The sequence below is a fragment of the Pseudomonas sp. EGD-AK9 genome (genome assembly GCF_000465935.2).
Classification (GTDB): Bacteria; Pseudomonadota; Gammaproteobacteria; order Pseudomonadales; family Pseudomonadaceae; genus Aquipseudomonas.
In genome coordinates, this window is the sequence record NZ_AVOF01000442.1 from 1 (window position 1) to 2,263 (window position 2,263).

4 protein-coding genes are annotated in these 2,263 nt (G+C 65.2%); 3 read left to right on the forward strand and 1 reads right to left on the reverse strand.

Features of this window, described 5'->3' with window-relative positions:
- A partial coding sequence (locus tag N878_RS18230; protein WP_036988232.1) for a hypothetical protein occupies window positions 1-183 on the reverse strand: 183 nt, incomplete at its 3' end.
- Window positions 184-314: 131 nt separating this feature from the next.
- Between N878_RS18230 and N878_RS18235 the strand changes: the two genes are divergently transcribed.
- The 3 genes from N878_RS18235 to N878_RS18245 form a co-directional block, all read left to right on the forward strand.
- Complete coding sequence (locus N878_RS18235) at window positions 315-686, forward strand: XRE family transcriptional regulator (protein ID WP_021445017.1); 372 nt, start codon at window positions 315-317, stop codon at window positions 684-686.
- A 172-nt stretch (window positions 687-858) separates the two neighbouring features.
- Window positions 859-1,611, forward strand: a complete 753-nt coding sequence (locus N878_RS18240) for an RES family NAD+ phosphorylase (RefSeq protein ID WP_021445018.1) — start codon at window positions 859-861, stop codon at window positions 1,609-1,611.
- A gap of 439 nt (window positions 1,612-2,050) precedes the next feature.
- Window positions 2,051-2,263, forward strand: a 213-nt coding sequence (locus tag N878_RS18245) for a hypothetical protein (protein WP_021445019.1), incomplete at its 3' end; no start/stop codon positions are given.

The following is a 2,263-nucleotide window of genomic DNA, read 5'->3' on the forward strand; positions in this document are numbered from 1 at the left end:
CTGCTGCAGGCTGAAGCCGTCCAGGCGCAGGCCGCGCGGCGACAGGCTCAGCGCCTGCCAGTCGAGGGCGATGCCCTGTTCGCTCAGCAGGCGCTGGACGCGGTAGCCGGCGTAGCTGCCAAGAACCAGCAGCACGCCCAGTACGCCGGCGCAGGTGCCCAGCCAGAAGCGCCGGCGGCCCATGCTCTCTCCTTGCTCGGTGTCTGCCGGGACGGTACCCCAATGCCCGGGCGAGTGCCAAGCCGTCGTAGGCACTGCTGTGCATTTGCAGCTTTTACTATTACTATTGATACAAACACACGGAGGAATGCGCGATGAGTGCAGTGACTCGCAGCCTGCCCGACGCCGATGCGGTGCTGGCCAAGGCCCTGCTCAATACCCGTGAACAGCTGGGGCTGACCCAGCAGGAGCTGGCCGATATCGTCGGCGTGCACCGCAGCGCGGTCAGCCGCTGGAACGAGCAGGGCGGCCTGCGCCCGCAGAGCAAGACCGGCGAGCTGGCGCTGCTGTTGATCCGCGTCTACCGCGCCCTGTTCGCCCTGTTCGGCGGCAATCAGCAGGACATGCGCCACTTTCTGCGCACCGAGAACCGCCACCTGGCCGGCGTGCCGCTGCAGCAGATGAGCCAGGTGCAGGGCCTGGTGCGGGTGGTGGAGTACTTGGACGCCATCCGCGGCAAGGTCTGAGAACCTTTTCACGACCTGCTGCGCGTCGGTTAAACGGTGTTGAAAACGGTCTCGAAATGCTCATTTACATGCGTAAACTCCGCTTTCTCGGCCGTTTTCGCCACCGTTTACCTCTAGCTCGCAAGCTCGTAAACAGGTTCTAGGCACGACATAAACCAGGGAGGGCGATGGCATGGATATCTGGCACAGTTGCGACGGCGCTCGGCAGATCCGTCCGTTGCGCGGCAAGCTGCTGCGCATGGTGGAGAGCCAGGTGCAGGTGGCGACCCTGCAGCTGGTGGACAACCTGGCCGAGCAGGCGCTGCTCGAAGAACTGCTGGAAAGCAGCAAGCCGCCGCTGCCGAGCGCGGCCGAGCCGCTGCATTACCTGCTGAAGACGCCGTTTCGCTACCCGCCGCTGCGCTGGGGCTCGCGTTTCGGCGGCGTGCACGAGCCGAGTCTGTTCTATGCCGCGCAGCGTCTGGAGACGGCCATGGCCGAGGCCGCCTACTACCGCTTCGTACTGTGGCACGGCATGGCCAGCCCGCCGCCCAGCGGGCGCATCCTCTCCGAGCATTCCACCTTCGAGGCGCGTTACCGGGTCGAGCGCGGCATCCAGCTGCAGCGCCCGCCGTTCAGCGAGCATCAGCGCCTGCTCGCTCATCCCAGCGACTACCGGGCGACCCAGCAGCTGGGCGCGGCGATGCGCGCGGCCGGGGTGCAGGCCTTCGAGTACCGTTCGGCGCGCTGCCCGGACGGTGGCAGCAATGTCGCGCTCTATGCGCCGCAGGCCTTCGCCGAGACGCGTCCGCGCAACCTGACGCCCTGGCTGTGCGAAACCACCGCCGCGTACGTGGCGTTCAAGCATGCCCAGGCCCCGGACCAGCCGCGGCTGTTTCGCTGGGAGCAGTTCTTGGTGCAGGGACGGCTGCCGCAACCGGCCTGAAACCCTGCGCCAAGCGCCTGGCGATGCCCCGAAACAGAGCGTTGCGCGGTTATGCCGCAGCGAGTTGTGCACATTGATGAAGCAGCCTGTCACGTCACTGTCAGAATCGCCGGTAACCGCTTGATTTTTCGCGCTTGATTTTTAAGTCAATGAAAAATATGCAATTTTTTCGTTGGTGAAAAAATCGACAGTTTGTCTGCGAGGCCCATGGCATCGGGCCTGAAGCGCCTTTCGCCCAAGTTGTGCACGGAGTTATCCACAGCTTCTGTGGATTGTCCCAAGCGCTTGCTCTAGAACGCCGCTCGGCGCTTTTGCCAAGGCTTTACCTTGGCGAAAAAAGGAGTAGAGTGGCGCGCCCTTGCCCCAGCCCCCCAGTCTTATGTCCCGCGCTTTATCCGCCACCTCCCTCGATACGGTTCCCGTCAGTTCGCGCCTGCCCATGCGCGTCGCCCTCTGGCTGCTCGACAGTCCGCGCCTGGGCCATGCCCACAGCGTCAAGCGTTTGGCCGGCAACCTGCTCAAGCAGCCGGCGCGCAAGGGTTGCGTGCAGGCGCAGAGCCGCCTGGGCCAATTGCTCTGCCGCGACTGCGGCAACCCGCGCGACCGCCGAATCGGCTTCGAGCTGCTGCGCCAGGCCGCCCGCGCCGGCGAC